The following is a 13738-nucleotide window of genomic DNA, read 5'->3' as shown; positions in this document are numbered from 1 at the left end:
TGCCCCACCGCCCACGGTGAAAACGTCAGGCGATCCTGTTCAGGTCGGCGGGGCGTACCGTGCCTCTGAGCGGGCGGCCGCGGGTCAGGCGTTCCACCTCGGCCACCGCGAACTCTCCCAGCCGCCGCAGCTCCCGCCCTCTGGCGCCGCTGATGTGCGGGGTCACCAGGACGTTCGGCAGGCCGAGGAGCGGATGGCCGGAGGGCAGGGGCTCGGGGTCGGTGACGTCGAGGACGGCGCCGATGCGGCCGGTGGCGCAGTGCCGGACCAGGGCGGCGGTGTCGATCAGGGAGCCCCGGGCGGTGTTGATCACGACGGCGCCGTCCCGCAGGAGTGACAGGCGGCGTTCGTCGAGCAGGCCGCGGGTCTCCGGGAGTTCGGGGGCGTGCACCGTGACCAGTTCGGCGTGGCGGCACAGCTCGTCCAGTGGAACGGCCCGTACGCCCAGTGCCGCCGCCTCCTCCCCGCTCGTGTACGGATCGCTGAGCAGCACGTCCGCCCCATGATCGTGCAGCCGGTCGATGACCAGCCGCCCCACCCGTGAGGCCCCGATGACCCCGACGGTCGAGCCGGACAGTCCGCCGCGCTCCCCCGGGGTCGCCACGCCGGGCAGCGCGTCGCCCGACCAGGCGCCGGCCGCGTACGCGCGCGCCCGGGGGAAGGTCTGCTTGGCCGCGAGCACCAGCATGGCCAGCGTGAACTCGGCCACCGGCACCGCGTTGGCCTCGGCCGCCGACGACACCGTGATGCCCCGGTCGAACACCGCCGCCGTCAGATGCCCTTTGACGCTGCCCGCCGCGTGCACGACCGCCCGCAGCCGCGGGGCGGCGGCCAGGACGCCGGTGTCGATCCGGGGGCAGCCCCAGCCGGTGATCAGGATCTCGGCGTCGAGCGGCCCGTCGAAGGCGTCGATCACGCGCTCGTGCACCCGCGTCACCAGGGACAGCCGCCGCCGCAGGTCCAGCGGGAACAGCTCGGGCAGCAGCAGGGGCTGCATGGCGAACGCCGCGAGCGGGGTCATCAGGAGCCGAGCGGGGCCGCGAGGCGTGGGCGTACCGAGTCGCGGACCACGATGTGGGTGCCGAGCGTCATGGGGCTGGTGGTCGTCCGGCCGAGCGCGAGGCGGACGGCGGCCCGGCCGAGCTCGTCGTGCGGCAGGTGCACGGTGGTCAGCCCCAGGTCCTGCGCGGGCGGCACGTCGTCGTAGCCGACGATCGACATGTCCTCGGGCACCCGCAGGCCGTGCTCGCGCAGGGATTGGATCGCTCCCGCCGCGACGAGGTCGTTGCCCGCGAAGACGGCGGTGAAGTCGGGCGGCCCGGCGGCCAGGCGGCCGTTCATCGCGGCGTATCCGGCGTCCCTGGAGAACTCCGCCTCCACCTCCAGGCCGGGGTCGCCGGGCACGCCGTGCTCGGCGAGCGCGCTGCGGTAGCCGGCCACGCGGCTGTCGGAGGTGGTGTGGCCGGGCCGCAGCCCCAGGTAGAGGATGCGGCGGTGGCCGGCCGACAGCAGGTGAGCGGTGACGGCGTGGGCGCCGCCGGTGTTGTCGAAGCCGACGACGAGGGCGGGCACGCCCTCCCCCAGCGGCGGGCGGCCGCACAGGACGAGGCGGGAGCCGGCGGCGGCCAGCGCGTGGGCGTACTCGGTCATGCGCTTGCGGTATTCGTCGTCCACGATCACGCTGCCGACCAGGATGACGGCCTCGGCCCGCTGCTCGCGCAGGAGCTGCACGATCGACAGCTCGCGGCCGGTGTCGCCGCCGTGGGTGCAGATCAGCGACAGCCGGCCCTCCTGGGCGGCCTGCTCCTCGACGCCCTGGGCGATGTAGGCGTAGTAGGGCACCGCGACGCTGTTGACCACGATCGCGATGGCGCCGGGGCGGGCCGCGGACAGGGCGCGGGCGTGGGCGTTGGGGACGTAGTCGAGCTCGCGTACGGCGCGGATGACCTTGTTGCGGGTGGCGGCGAGGACCGGGTAGTCGCCGGCCAGGACCCGGGAGACGGTGGCGACCGAGACGCCGGCCTGGCGGGCCACGTCCCTGATGGTGACGCGGTTGGAGGTGGTCATGCGGACTCCCAGGTGACGACGGTCCCGTCCGGGTGGCGCCGCAGGTAGCGGGGGCGGTCGCCGAGCTCGATCTCCACGTGCTCGCCGCCGGGCAGTGAGAGGACGCAGCCGTTCGCGGTGACGACCAGGTCCGGGGTGAGCGAGCCGCCCGCGAGGGTGACGACCGAGGCGAGCAGGACCGTGCCGCCCGGATGGTCGGCCTCCAGGTAGGGGACGGTGACGTCGGGGCCGAAGGCGGTGCCGGCCGAGAAGCGCGCCACGCCCTCCCGGTGCCAGCCGTGCAGGGGGGTGATGGTGCCGGCGAGGTCTTCGCGGGTGGCGTGGCCGCCCTCGCGGACGGTGTGCCCGGCGGGGGCGGTGACGCGGTGGAGGCGGATCTCGTGCGGCCCGTGCACGTAGGAGGCGCTCTCCACGACGGCGGGCGGCTTGCCGGAGGTGGAGCGGGAGGCGGCGAACCGGTCGGCGGCGGCGATGCGCTCGATGCGCCCGCGCCGGCTCTCGGTCCCGCCGGGAGCGATCACGGCCAGCCGGTTGTCGACGGCGTCCGTCACGATCACGGGGGCGGTGTGGGTGCTGTACGCGAACCGGTCGTAGTGCGGGTCGTCGTGGGCCGGCTCCGGAGGGGGCGCGTTGTGGTCGCTGCCGTGGTTGACCAGCCGGACGATCCCGTCGTCGCGGGTGGAGTGCAGCAGCCAGCCGGGCCCGCGCAGCGCCACCACCTGGTCGCCGGTCTCGGCCGGGCCGGGCTCCTCGGTGGCGGTCCACACCGGGTGCCCGGCGGGCAGCAGCAGCCCGATGAACCCCTTGCTCGCCCAGTACGGCGAGCACGGCCCCGAGTACGCCTGCGTCACCGGCAGATACTCCCCGTGCCACCCCAGGCTCAGCAGCCCGTCCTCCCCCACGGCGCCGTGTGACAGGAAGTGCCGCAGCGTCCCGCTGGCCAGGCGGCGGGTGCGGCCGGGCGGCAGCGGCGTCGCGTCGAAGAGCGCCCCGAGCCACAGCGGGGCGGCGGCCGCGAACCGGTAGGTCAGCGAGCGGCCCTGGTGCACCGGAGCCCCGTCGGCGGCGAAGAAGTGCTGGTAGGAGGCCAGGAAGGCGCTCAGCCTGTCGCGGTAGACGGCGTCGGGGGCGCCGGACATGCGGGTGTACCACAGCGTGTACAGGTGCATGGCCCAGCCGCAGTAGTAGTCGTAGTTCTGGCCGTCGCCGTCGGTGTACCAGCCGTCGCCGACGTACCAGCTCTCGACCTGGCCGAGGGCCTCGGCGATCTCGGCGGGCGTGTGCGGAGCGCCGGCGTTGGCCAGGAACTGCTGGACGATCACCTTGAACAGCACCCAGTTGCACGGCCAGGCGCGCTTGCCGGTGATCCCGCCGAGCCACGCGGCCACCCGCCGCCGGACGGTCGGGGAGAGACGGTCGTACAGGCCGCTCTCGTGCAGGGCCAGCGCGATGGAGGCGGCCTCCACGATCTGCTGGGAGTTGTCGGCGATCGCGGGCCACGCGTACGGCGAGGCGGGGTCCGTGCCGGTGGCCAGGCCCTCGGCGTAGCGCTCCAGCACGTCGTCCCGGCCGCGGAAGGCGGCCAGCAGGAACGTGCGGGCGAAGCCCTCCAGGCCGTCGAGCACGGGACCCGACGAGCTCGGCCGCCCCGGCAGGCGAATCTGCGCGAACCCCGGCACCGCGTACGGGACCACGGCCTCCAGCAGCCCGTCGGCGGCGGCCAGCCAGTGCTCGCGGGTGTAACCCGTGTGCGGCGAGGCGACCTGGTCGGCGGGCGGCAACTTCACGACAGCGCTCCTCAAGGTAACCGGTTACTTCAGCGGTGCCCAGGACGCTAAGAGATCCCTCCCCGTCCGTCAACCCCGGCTTGAGCGGGTTTGTAACGAAAAGTTAACAGGACATTGACGACCCCGGAGGATCGCGTCTAGCGTCCGCGTCACGACGTCTGAAGTAACCGGTTACCTGGCATCGGCACCGACTCACTCCCCCCAGAGAGGTGGCCCCGATGAACAGACCACTCACGCGCCGCGGACTGCTCAAAGGCTCCGTGCTCTTCGTCGCCGGAGCCGCCGTCTCCGCGTGTTCCACCGCGGACCCGCTGGCCAAGACCGGCTCCGCGCCCGCCGCCGGCGCCCCCAAGATCACGCTGACGCACTGGTACCACGAGTACGGCGAGGAGGGCACGCAGCAGGCGGCCATGAAGTACGCCGCCGACTTCACCAAGGCCAACCCCGACATCGCGGTCAAGGTCTCCTGGATCCCGGGCGACTACGGCACCAAGTGGACGGCCGCCGTGCTGACCCAGGACGGCCCCGACGTCTACGAGGTCAACGACGTCAGCCCCAACATGGTCAAGGCCGGCCAGGTCACCCCGCTGGAGGAGGTGTTCGGCGCGGAGAAGGCCGACTACAACGCCAAGGTGCTGGAGCCGTACACGTGGGGCGGCCAGGTGTACGCGGTGCCGATGATCGTGGACCCGATGCTGGTCTTCTACCGCAAGTCCCTGTTCCAGAAGGCCGGCGTCACCGTGCCGACGAGCTTCGCCGAGTTCGCCGCGGCGGCCGGGAAGCTCACCCAGGGCAAGCAGAAGGGCCTGTTCGTCGGCAACGACGGCGTCGGCTCGCTGGGCCAGATGGTGCCGTGGTCGAACGGCAACCTGCTGATCGACGACCGCAAGATCACCTATGCCGACGCCAAGGTCGTCGAGGCGCTGACCGCCGTCAAGGACCTGTACGACAGCAAGGCCACGCTGCAGGGCTACTCCACCGACTGGTGGGACCCGGGCGCGCTGATCACGGGGGCGGCGGCCATGCAGTGGGTGGGCCTGTGGACGGTTCCGGGCCTGACCGAGGAGCTCGGCGACGACTTCGACGCCTTCGCGCTGCCGCCGTTCGGCCCCGGCGGGCAGGCCGTGGTCAACATGGGCGGCTGGGTGCAGGTCATCAACGGCAAGAGCCGCAACCTGGAGGCGGCCAAGAAGTACGTGCGCTGGCTGTGGGTGGAGAACACCGCGGCGCAGACCGACTGGAGCCTGGGCTACGGCTTCCACATCCCGCCCCGCAACAGCGCCGCGAGCCAGGCGACCAAGCTGCAGAGCGGGCCGGCCAAGACGGTCATGGACGCCGTCGCCGCCCACGGCATCAAGCAGCCGGCGCTGTGGACGACCGAGGTGCGGCAGCCGTACACCGACGCCGTCACCGCGATCGTCAAGAAGGGCGCCGACCCGAAGAAGACACTGGCCGAGGCGGCCAAGCGGTCGCAGGACATCCTGGACAAGGTGCCGGTGCTATGACGACGACGGCCACGCCGGCCCGTCCCCGCACCCGCGGGCCGCACCGCCGCCGGGCGCCGGGGCGGTGGGCCGGCCGCCGGCCGGCCTGGCGCGCGTTCCTGCTGCTCACGCTGCCGATGGTGGCCGGGCTGTTCGTCTTCAAGTACGTAGCGATCGGCTGGGGCCTGCTGCTCAGCTTCAACGACGCGCGCGGCACGATCAGCCTGGGGAACTGGAACGGCACGGAGAACTACCAGCGGCTGCTGTCGGACCCGGCCTTCATCCGGTCGCTGGTCACGATCCTGCTGTTCACGCTGTTCATCGTGCCGGTGACGTTCGTGCTGGCGCTGGGCCTGGCGGTGCTGGTGAACCGGCTGCGCGGCGGCCGGGCGTTCTTCAGGACCACGTTCTTCATCCCGGCGGCCGTGTCGTACGTGGTCGGCGCTCTCGTGTGGAAGATGAGCCTGTTCAGCGGCACCCCGTCGGGCGTGGCCAACAGCCTGGCCTACCTGCTCGGCTACCAGGACTCGATCGGCTGGGTGGCCACCGTGGACCCGCCGCTGTACTGGATCGTGCTGGTCACCGTGCGGCTGTGGCTGCAGACCGGCTTCTACATGATCCTGTTCCTGGCCGGGATCCAGCAGATTCCCGCCCAGCTCTACGAGGCGGCCCGCGTCGACGGGGCCGAGTCGGAGATCAGGCTGTTCCGGCACATCACCTGGCCGATGCTGCGCAACACGTCGGTGGCGGTGACGCTGCTGCTGATCATCAACGCGTTCCAGGCGTTCGACGAGTTCTACAACATCCTGGCCTCCAACCTGTCGGGGCTGGGCGGCGCGGACGGGCGCACGCCGCTGATCTACCTGTTCCTGACGGCGCTCGGCGAGCAGAACTACGGCGCCGGGTCGGCGGGCGCGTTCGTCATCACCGTGCTGATCGTGGTGTTCACGCTGCTGCAGGGCCGCTTCGCCGGGTTCGGCAGGACCGCTGAGGAGGAGGGGCGATGAGGGGGCGGCGTCTGGGCTCGTACGCGGCGGTGATCGTCTTCGCGGTGCCGTTCCTGCTGCCGTTCTACCTGCTGGTCCGCAACTCGCTGATGAGCAGGCGGGAGCTGGGCTCGCTGGACTGGCACTGGTGGCCCGAGCAGATCGGCTTCCAGGGGTTCACCGACGCCTTCTCCAACGACGCGGTGCCGCTGGCGCACGCGCTGTGGAACTCCACGCTGATCTCCGCGATCTCCGCGCCGCTGGCCACGCTGCTGGCCTCCATGGCCGGGTACGCCCTGGCCCGCATCCCCGTCGCCGCCTCCCGCCCGGTGTTCTTCTTCATCATCGCCACGATGATGGTGCCGGGCGCGGCCACGTTCATCCCGACGTTCGTGGTGGTCGGGTCGCTGGGCGGGGTCAACACGATGTGGGGGCTGATCGTCCCCGGCCTGTTCAGCGCGTTCTCCGTGCTGCTGTTCCGCGGCTTCTACCTGCGCTTCCCGCGCGAGCTGGAGGACGCGGGCCGGGTCGACGGGCTGGGCTACCTCGGCCTGTACGGGCGGCTGGCGCTGCCGAACTCCGGCGCCCTGTTCGCCTCGCTCGGCATCCTGTCCTTCATCGAGCACTGGAACGCCTTCCTGTGGCCGCTGGTCATCGGCCAGGACCCGGAGTTCTGGACCGTGCAGGTGGCGCTGTCCACCAACCTCAACCAGCAGGCGGTCAACATGCCGGCGCTGTTCGCCGGCGCGCTCGTGGCCATCCTGCCCCTGGTCGCCCTCTTCCTCATCGCGCAGCGGTGGATCGTCAGAGGCGTCCTGCTGACCGGCATCAAGGGCTGACCCCCTGGACCCCCTGAGAGGAGCACCATGTCCCGCGTCCTACCCTTGCTCGCCGCACTCGTCCTCGCCCTCTTACCCGCGCTTCCCGCGCGGGCCGCTCCGGTCACCGTGCCGGTCGGCGCCCAGTTCACCGACACATCGGGCAACCTGCTGCACGCCCACGGCGGCGGGGTGGTGAAGGCGGGCTCGTACTACTACTGGTTCGGCGAGAACCGCAACGCCGACGGCACCTTCCGCTACGTCTCCGCCTACCGCTCCACCGACCTGCGCACCTGGGAGTTCCGCAACCACGTGCTCACCCAGTCCAGCGCGACCGAGCTGCAGGTGGCCAACATCGAGCGGCCGAAGGTCATCTTCAACCCCGCCACCGGCCAGTACGTCATGTGGATGCACAAGGAGAACGGCCGCGACTACGGCGAGGCGCGGGCGGCGGTGGCCGTGTCGAACACGGTCGACGGGAACTACACCTATCTGCGCAGCTTCCGGCCGCTCGGCCACATGTCGCGCGACATCACCGCGTTCGTCGACACCGACGGCACCGGCTACATGATCTCGGCCGCCGACGAGAACTACGACCTGCACGTCTACCGGCTGAGCGCCGACTTCACCGACGTGGCCACGCTGGCGCGCATGTGGGACGGCGACCACCGGGAGGCGCCGGCCATGTTCAAGCGCAACGGCGTCTACTTCCTGCTGACCTCCGGCGCCACCGGCTGGCAGCCCAACCAGGCCAAATACGCCACCGCCACCAGCATCACCGGCACCTGGAGCGCCTGGCAGAACGCGGGCGACGGGCTCACGTTCGGCTCCCAGCCCGCGTACGTGCTGCCGGTGCAGGGCACGTCCGGCACGTCGTACCTGTATCTCGGCGACCGATGGGCCGGCGCGTGGGGCGGCCCCGTCAACGACTCGCGGTACGTGTGGCTGCCGATCCAGTTCTCCGGCAACACCGGCATGAGCCTGACCTACGCGCGCCAGGTCACCATCGACGCCGCCGCCGGGACCATCGCCTCGACGGGCTCCGGCTACGACCGGCTGACCGTACGGCACTCCGGGAAGTGCGCCGACGTGCGCAACGCCTCCGGCGACAACCTGATGGCCGTCATCCAGTACACCTGCGGCGGCGGCACCAACCAGCAGTGGCGGATCCAGTCGATCAGCGGCGGCCACGTGCAGATCATCGCCCGCCACTCGGCCAAGTGCCTGGACGTCAACGGTGTCAGCACCGCCGACGGGGCCGCGCTGCAGCAGTACGGCTGCGGCACGGGCACCAACCAGCAGTGGACCCTCCAGGACGCGGGCGGCGGCTACCTGCGGCTGGTCGCCAGGCACTCGGGCAAGTGCGCCGACCTGCCGAGCTCGTCCACGGCCAACGATGTGCAGTTCAAGCAGTATCCCTGCGGCGGCGGCCAGAACCAGCAGTTCACCCGCACCCCGCTGTGACGGCCGCTCCCGGCCCGCCCGAAATTACCTCGCGGGCGGGCCGGGACCAGAGCTAGATTCGCTGATGTGGCCGAACCCCTCGAGATCGCGTGCGACGAGTCCGGGTCGGAGGGCGAGAAGCTCGTCGGCGGCAACAGCGACGTCTTCGCGCACGCCAGCGTGCTCATGGACGCCGCGACCGCGTCCGACTGCGTCGGTGAGCTGCGCGAACGGGCACCGACCCCGGCCAACGAATACCGCGCGGGCCACGTGCTGCGCGAGAAGTACCGCCCGGCGCTGCTGTGGCTGCTCAGCCCCGACGGGCCGGTGCTGGGCAACGTGCACGTCTTCCTCACCGACAAGATCTACTACGTCGCCGGCAAGGTCGCCGAGCTGCTCGTCGAGGACCACACGCCGCGCATCGGCCTCGACCCGCGCGCCGGGGCCACGGCCGCCGCCCTCTACCGGGAGGGCCGGCGGACGTTCGGGCCCGAGCGGTGGACGGCCTTCCTCGACGCGTTCAACTACCTGCTGCGCGCCAAGAACGGCCAGGGCGTCACCACGTCGGTCGAGGAGACCTTCCGCCTGGTCGACGGCCTGCGCGGGGCGGGCGGCCCGGCGGGTGAGATCATGGAGTCGCTGTGGCGGGCCAGGCCGCGGGTGGAGTCGTTCAGGGAGCGGCTGCTCGGCGACCCCTACGTGTTCCCGGCGCTCGACCCGCTCATCCCGGCCATCGTGCGGGCGGTGACGTACTGGGGCGCGGGCGGCCCCGTCCTGGTCGTGCACGACCGGCAGACCACGCTGACCGACGAGCGCGTGGCGCAGATGCGGGAGATCTCGGGCGGCCGGATGGCCGGGCTGCGGCTGGTCGACTCGATGCTGGACGACCGGGTGCAGGTGGCCGACGTGATGGCGGGCGTGGCCCGCAAGATCGCCCTCGACGAGCTCACCGGCCGGGCCGACCCCGTGCTCAGCGCCCTGATCCGGCCGTACGTGGACCCGGCGTCGATCTGGGCGCCTCCAGATGAGGTCATGTCCCGGTAAATAGCCGTACCCTCCCTCTATCGTCACGATTTGTGTCGATAGAGTGACGTACTGTGAACGAATCTAAGCGTGTGGAAATCGCCTGGCCCAGCCTCGGCATCACCGTGGGGGCCGAACTCGATCAGCGCAACCCCTCACTGGCCACGTGCCTGTGGGACGCGCTGCCCTACCGCAGCCTGCAAGGTCATGCCCTCGTCGCCGGGTATCACCTGTACCACCTCGCCCCGGTTCATACGCTGCTGCACGCGCCCGCGGAGTACCGCGTGGACCGGCGCACCGTCCCCGACGGCACCCTGTTCTGCTCGCGGCTGCAGCACCTCGGCATCAAGTACGGCGAGCTGACCGAACCCATGACCGCCACGCCGGTCGGCCAGGTCGACGAGTCCGACCTCGAAGCGCTCGCCCAGGCCGGCCGCGAGGTGTGGCACTCGGTCTACGCCACCAAGGAGCCCGTGATGGCCGAGGTGCGCCGCGCCGGCGGCCCCGGCGGGCACGACCTGCCGCGCATGCCCGTCGGCGACCCGCAGCTCAACCAGCTCGTCAAGGAGGTGCACGCCGAGACCGAGCGCATCTGGCTGGACCCGCCGCGCGAGCTGCTCGACCTGCACGAGGGCCGGATCCCGTCGGGCGCGGGCAGCTACGAGACGGTGCTGACCACGCTGCTGTTCGTCAACGGCGAGACCCGGCCGCTCGGCTACAGCTGTTACGGCGGCCTCGTCCGCGCGGCCCTGGACGGCATGCCGATGCCGTGGCTGCGCCAGATGACCCGCCAGCTCGCCCACACGCCCGCGGAGTTCCTCGGCTACTGCGGCCTGGACCGGCTGTGGGACTTCACCCAGCGGCTGCTGACCGGGCTGGAGCGGCTGAACAGCCACGAGGACTTCATCGCGGTCATGGGGCACATGGCGCTCTACTGCAACTGCCTGGGCGGCTGGAACCTGCACCTGTTCCCGTGGCAGGCGGGCGAGCACCTGCGCAGGATCCAGGGGACCCCGGCATGACAGGGTCACGGGTGGTGGTGATCGGCGGGGGCGTCATCGGCCTGTCGATCGCCTTCCACCTGGCCGAGGCCGGGGCCGACGTGACGCTGCTGGAGCGCGGCACGCTGGGCTCCGGCGCCTCGCGCGCCACCGCCGACGTGGTGCGCTCCTACTTCGCGGGCAACGCCATCAGCTCGGCGCTGGCCGTACGCAGCCTCGACGCCTATCGCGCCTTTCCCAGCAGGCCGGGCACCGAGCTGCCGCTGCGGCAGGTCGGCTACCTGGTGCTGTTCACCGAGCGCGAGCAGGTGGCCGCCTTCGAGGCCGACCTGCCCGCCCAGCACGCGGCCGGGGTCGACGTCGGGCTGATCAGCGCGGAGGAGACCAGGCGGCGCAACCCGCTCATCGGCGACCTGCCGCTCCAGGCCGCCGCGTACTCGCCGGACGCCTACATCTCCGACACCACGGCCATCGTCACCGCCTACGCGCGGGCGGCCGAGCAGGCCGGGGCGGCGCTGCGTACCGGCTGCCCGGTGACCGCCATCGACCCGGAGGCCGGGCGCGTGCAGACCGCCGACGGTGAGATCGCCGCCGACGCGATCGTGTGCGCCGCCGGCGCCTGGTCGGCCTCGCTGGTCCGGTGCGCCGGGGTGGACATGCCGCTCATCGAGCCGATCGAGCAGGAGCTGCTCACCACCGACCCGCTGCCGCCCGGCACGCCCGACGTCCCGGTCACCCTGCACGCCGCCAGTGGCCTGCTGATCCGGGTGCGCGACGACCGGATGCTGATCGGCATGGGCTATCCGGGGCCCGACCGCGAGTCGTGGCGGCGGGACGTGGCCGTGCAGGTCGCCGCCACGTACCCGAGCCTGGCCGGGGTCGCGCTGCACACGGCCGTCACCGGCCTGCGCGACGCCAGCCCGGACAAGACCGCCTTCGTCGGCCACCAGCCGGGGCCGCCGGCCTTCCTGTACGCGACCGGCTTCTCCGGTCACGGCCTGTGCAACGCGCCGGCCGCCGGTGAGCTCGTCCGCGACCTCTATCTCGGACAGGATCCCGGCTTCGACGTGACCGCGCTGGCGGTCGGCCCGCGACGAACGGGGTGAACCATGGCAGACGACAGCCGCTCCGACCTCGACCCGGCCGCCCGCCACGGCGACGGCCAGGACCTCGAACCCGGCCCCGGCCCGGACGTCGGCCCCGGCCCGGCCACGCACACGGGTGACGGCCGTTTTGTTCTTGATCCGGCCACGCCCGACATGCACGCCGACAACGACCGGCTGCGGCGGGCCGGGCCGCTGGTGCCCGTGAGCGCCGAAGGCTGCCCGGTCTGGGCCGCCACCCGGTACGAGACGCTCATGACCGTCCTCACGCATCCCGGCATGTCCAGAGAACTGCACCACTGGGGCCGCCGGGACACCATGCCGCCGGGCTCGGCCATCGATCGCATCGTCACCGACACGTCCATGCTCAACGCCGAGGGCGAGCGCCACCGCCGGCTGCGCATGCCGCTGACCGCCGCGTTCTCACAACGCCGGCTGAACGGCCTGCGCCCCCGGATCGAGGAGCTCACCGACCGGCTGATCGACCGGCTGGCCGAGATGCCGCCCGGCGAGCCGGTGGACCTGCGGCTGGAGTTCGCCTATCCGCTGCCGCGCGAGGTCATCTCCGAGCTGATCGGCATCCCGGAGGCCCACCAGGACGAGCTGCACCGGCTCACCGACGCCGTGGCCCAGGTGGGCGGCCTGGAGGACTCGCCCGCCCTGCGCGAACGGCTGCGCGAGCTGCTCGACCAGATCATCGACGCACGACGCGGCACGCCCGGCGAGGACCTCATCTCCGACCTGTTCGAGCTGCACGAGAAGGACGGCGGGCGGCTGTCGGAGGACGAGCTGTTCGCCACGATCGAGCTGCTGTTCATCGCCGGGCACGTGACGACCGTCAACCTGATCACCAACGCCATCGGCGCCCTGCTCAGCTCGCCGGACCAGCTCGACCTGCTGCGCTCGGGGCAGTGCCCCTACAGCGCGGCCGTGGAGGAGACGCTGCGCTGGGACTCGCCGATCGCGTACTTCCCGATGCGCTACGCCGTGCAGGACCTGGAGATCGACGGCGTGCGCCTGCGGGCCGGGGAGCCCGTGCTGGCCTGCTTCGCCTCCGCCGGCCGCGACCCGGGCCAGTACGGCGAGCACGCCCACCGGTTCGACATCACCCGCCCGCAGGTCACGCACCTGGCCTTCGGGCACGGGCCGCACTTCTGCCTCGGCGCGCCGCTGGCCAGGCTGGAGGGTGAGATCGCGCTGCGGGCGTTGTTCGGGGCGTTCCCCGGCATGACGCTCGCCGTGCCGCCGGAGGAGCTGCCGCCGCTGGACACGCTGCTGGGCAACAGCACCCGCACCATGCCCGTCCTGCTGGGCCCGCGCGCTCGCTAGGGTTTGCGCAGGGCGGCTCGGGCGGCGGCCGCCATCTCGGGGGTGAGCAGGGGGCGGGAGTAGACGTCCAGGATCGCGAGCATGAGCTTCTCCTGCCCCTCCGGGGTGGTCAGGTCGATCTCCATGCCGCGCTCGACGTGCCGGCTCAGCACCCCGACCGACAGCGCCATCGCCGCGATCAGCGTGGAGCGCGTCTTCGGGTCGGTGGCGGGCGGGTCGGGCCGCTTCTCGTCGTCCTCGGCCAGCCACCGCTCGCCGATCCGCACCATCTCGTCGAACAGCGGCCCCGCCCAGCCCTCGGTCAGCGCCCGCGCCATGTAGCCCTGGTAGGGGCCCATCGCGGCGATCGGGTTGAGGCCGGGCGCGCCCGGCGCGGCGTGCTCGGCCTCCTCGTGCAGGCGGCGGATGATCTTCATCAGGTGCTGGTCGCACGCCTCGCGCAGGCCCTGCTTGGAGCCGAAGTGGTGGCGCACCAGGCCCAGCGACACGCCGGCGCTCTCCGCGATCCCGCGGATCGTGGCCCGCTCGAAGCCGTGCTCGCCGATGTGGCGCATCGCGGCGTCCCTGATGCGGGCGCGGGCGGTCAGGTCTTCGGGATCGGGTACGGTCATTTGTATACTTTACTGTACCGATGTATAGCGTACGCCCCCCGGTCGCGCGGACGCGCCGAACCCGTTCTACGCTCCATTCCGACGAT

At 72.0% G+C, this 13738-nt stretch carries 12 protein-coding genes; 8 read left to right on the top strand and 4 right to left on the bottom strand.

The genetic code is table 11. The features are described 5' to 3' along the window. Nucleotides 1-25: 25 nt before the first annotated feature. Genes C4V41_RS39320 through C4V41_RS39310 form a run of 3 tightly spaced genes read right to left on the bottom strand, consistent with a single transcriptional unit; the run spans nucleotide 26 to nucleotide 3854 of the window. Nucleotides 26-1021: a hydroxyacid dehydrogenase gene (locus tag C4V41_RS39320; protein ID WP_103961082.1), complete on the bottom strand. Its 996-nt coding sequence runs from the start codon at nucleotides 1019-1021 to the stop codon at nucleotides 26-28. Further along, complete coding sequence (locus tag C4V41_RS39315; protein WP_103961081.1) at nucleotides 1021-2067, bottom strand: LacI family DNA-binding transcriptional regulator; 1047 nt, start codon at nucleotides 2065-2067, stop codon at nucleotides 1021-1023. The genes C4V41_RS39320 and C4V41_RS39315 overlap by 1 nt, the downstream gene beginning before the upstream one ends. Beyond that, nucleotides 2064-3854, bottom strand: coding sequence for a DUF2264 domain-containing protein (locus C4V41_RS39310; protein WP_103961080.1), 1791 nt, complete (start codon nucleotides 3852-3854; stop codon nucleotides 2064-2066). The genes C4V41_RS39315 and C4V41_RS39310 overlap by 4 nt, the downstream gene beginning before the upstream one ends. A gap of 218 nt (nucleotides 3855-4072) precedes the next feature. On the opposite strand from C4V41_RS39310, the gene C4V41_RS39305 reads away from it, so the two are divergent. The 8 genes from C4V41_RS39305 to C4V41_RS39270 all read left to right on the top strand — a co-directional run bounded on the left by C4V41_RS39305 (nucleotide 4073) and on the right by C4V41_RS39270 (nucleotide 13041). Beyond that, a complete protein-coding gene (locus C4V41_RS39305) occupies nucleotides 4073-5359 on the top strand; it encodes an ABC transporter substrate-binding protein (RefSeq protein ID WP_103961079.1) in 1287 nt (428 codons plus the stop codon). Next, on the top strand, nucleotides 5356-6345 hold the full coding sequence (locus C4V41_RS39300; protein ID WP_103961078.1) for a carbohydrate ABC transporter permease: 990 nt from the start codon (nucleotides 5356-5358) through the stop codon (nucleotides 6343-6345). Before C4V41_RS39305 ends, C4V41_RS39300 begins: the two co-directional genes overlap by 4 nt. Next, complete coding sequence (locus tag C4V41_RS39295) at nucleotides 6342-7163, top strand: carbohydrate ABC transporter permease (protein ID WP_103961077.1); 822 nt, start codon at nucleotides 6342-6344, stop codon at nucleotides 7161-7163. The genes C4V41_RS39300 and C4V41_RS39295 overlap by 4 nt, the downstream gene beginning before the upstream one ends. Before the next feature lie 27 nt (nucleotides 7164-7190). Then, the gene (locus C4V41_RS39290; protein WP_103961076.1) at nucleotides 7191-8606 is read left to right on the top strand and encodes an RICIN domain-containing protein; all 1416 of its coding nucleotides are present in this window, start codon (nucleotides 7191-7193) and stop codon (nucleotides 8604-8606) included. A 66-nt stretch (nucleotides 8607-8672) separates the two neighbouring features. After that, nucleotides 8673-9629 (top strand): hypothetical protein, encoded by a 957-nt coding sequence (locus tag C4V41_RS39285; RefSeq protein WP_103961075.1) that lies wholly within the window; start codon nucleotides 8673-8675, stop codon nucleotides 9627-9629. Nucleotides 9630-9700: 71 nt separating this feature from the next. Beyond that, a complete protein-coding gene (locus tag C4V41_RS39280) occupies nucleotides 9701-10630 on the top strand; it encodes a cucumopine synthase-related protein (RefSeq protein WP_235030660.1) in 930 nt (309 codons plus the stop codon). Next, nucleotides 10627-11715, top strand: coding sequence for an NAD(P)/FAD-dependent oxidoreductase (locus C4V41_RS39275; protein WP_103961073.1), 1089 nt, complete (start codon nucleotides 10627-10629; stop codon nucleotides 11713-11715). Before C4V41_RS39280 ends, C4V41_RS39275 begins: the two co-directional genes overlap by 4 nt. A gap of 3 nt (nucleotides 11716-11718) precedes the next feature. Beyond that, complete coding sequence (locus C4V41_RS39270; protein ID WP_103961072.1) at nucleotides 11719-13041, top strand: cytochrome P450 family protein; 1323 nt, start codon at nucleotides 11719-11721, stop codon at nucleotides 13039-13041. Here C4V41_RS39270 and C4V41_RS39265 read toward each other — a convergent pair. After that, a complete protein-coding gene (locus C4V41_RS39265; protein WP_103961071.1) occupies nucleotides 13038-13652 on the bottom strand; it encodes a TetR/AcrR family transcriptional regulator in 615 nt (204 codons plus the stop codon). The genes C4V41_RS39270 and C4V41_RS39265 overlap by 4 nt on opposite strands. Nucleotides 13653-13738 lie beyond the last annotated feature (86 nt).

It is taken from the genome of Nonomuraea solani (assembly GCF_900108335.1).
Classification (GTDB): domain Bacteria; phylum Actinomycetota; class Actinomycetes; order Streptosporangiales; family Streptosporangiaceae; genus Nonomuraea; species Nonomuraea solani.
The sequence above is the reverse complement of the archived record's forward strand: the minus strand, read 5'-3'. Positions and strand labels throughout refer to the sequence as shown.

What these genes read in the sequence shown, in the direction of transcription:
- C4V41_RS39270 (WP_103961072.1), top strand. Translation starts at nt 11,719, where the DNA reads ATGGCAGACGACAGCCGCTCCGACCTCGACCCGGCCGCCCGCCACGGC.
- C4V41_RS39320 (WP_103961082.1), bottom strand. Translation starts at nt 1,021, where the DNA reads ATGACCCCGCTCGCGGCGTTCGCCATGCAGCCCCTGCTGCTGCCCGAG.
- C4V41_RS39265 (WP_103961071.1), bottom strand. Translation starts at nt 13,652, where the DNA reads ATGACCGTACCCGATCCCGAAGACCTGACCGCCCGCGCCCGCATCAGG.
- C4V41_RS39275 (WP_103961073.1), top strand. Translation starts at nt 10,627, where the DNA reads ATGACAGGGTCACGGGTGGTGGTGATCGGCGGGGGCGTCATCGGCCTG.
- C4V41_RS39305 (WP_103961079.1), top strand. Translation starts at nt 4,073, where the DNA reads ATGAACAGACCACTCACGCGCCGCGGACTGCTCAAAGGCTCCGTGCTC.
- C4V41_RS39295 (WP_103961077.1), top strand. Translation starts at nt 6,342, where the DNA reads ATGAGGGGGCGGCGTCTGGGCTCGTACGCGGCGGTGATCGTCTTCGCG.
- C4V41_RS39315 (WP_103961081.1), bottom strand. Translation starts at nt 2,067, where the DNA reads ATGACCACCTCCAACCGCGTCACCATCAGGGACGTGGCCCGCCAGGCC.
- C4V41_RS39300 (WP_103961078.1), top strand. Translation starts at nt 5,356, where the DNA reads ATGACGACGACGGCCACGCCGGCCCGTCCCCGCACCCGCGGGCCGCAC.
- C4V41_RS39290 (WP_103961076.1), top strand. Translation starts at nt 7,191, where the DNA reads ATGTCCCGCGTCCTACCCTTGCTCGCCGCACTCGTCCTCGCCCTCTTA.